This window comes from Microvirga sp. HBU67558 (assembly GCF_018069605.1).
In the GTDB taxonomy this organism is placed as follows: Bacteria; Pseudomonadota; Alphaproteobacteria; order Rhizobiales; family Beijerinckiaceae; genus Microvirga; species Microvirga terrae.
In genome coordinates, this window is the sequence record NZ_JAGPUP010000197.1 from 1 (window position 1) to 456 (window position 456).

Annotated in this window: 1 protein-coding gene and 1 pseudogene; both read right to left on the minus strand. The window is 65.6% G+C overall.

What is annotated here, in order from left to right; all coding sequences use genetic code 11:
• Positions 1–230: UBP-type zinc finger domain-containing protein (locus KBI52_RS00810; RefSeq protein WP_210804783.1), on the minus strand; the 230-nt coding region annotated here is incomplete at its 3' end.
• Positions 230–456, minus strand: a pseudogene (locus KBI52_RS32445) (thioredoxin reductase); the annotation flags it as partial. The pseudogene KBI52_RS32445 and the gene KBI52_RS00810, both read right to left, overlap by 1 nt.

A 456-nucleotide genomic window follows, 5' to 3' on the forward strand; every position in this document is an offset into this window, starting at 1 on the left:
CATCCCCAGCCTTGGGGTGGATCGTAGCCCTCGATGATGGGGTGGCCGGTCGCCTCGAAATGCCTCGTCGCGTGACGATTGGGCGAGTCGTCGCAACAGCCGACATGGCCGCATGTCCGGCACAGGCGCAGATGCACCCAAGGTGAGCCGCTCTTCAGGCACTCCTCGCACCCGAGTGCGCTCGGTTCGACATCCCGGATGCTCGCGGCGTGGCTGCATCGTAGACTCATCAGGTCATCCTCATCGCTTGAGGAACACTCCGGTGCCGACCGCCCTGCGTCAGGTACGCATGCAAGGCCGCTACGACCTGAGCGCCTTCGCCAACGGCGGCCGCCACCCGCTTGACCGAGCCCGCGCGCACGTCGCCAATGGCGAAGATACCTCTCAGACTGGTTTCCAGCAGATGGCGATCCTGGCCAACGTCGGGGCCGGTGCGGATGAAGCCCTTTCCGTCCA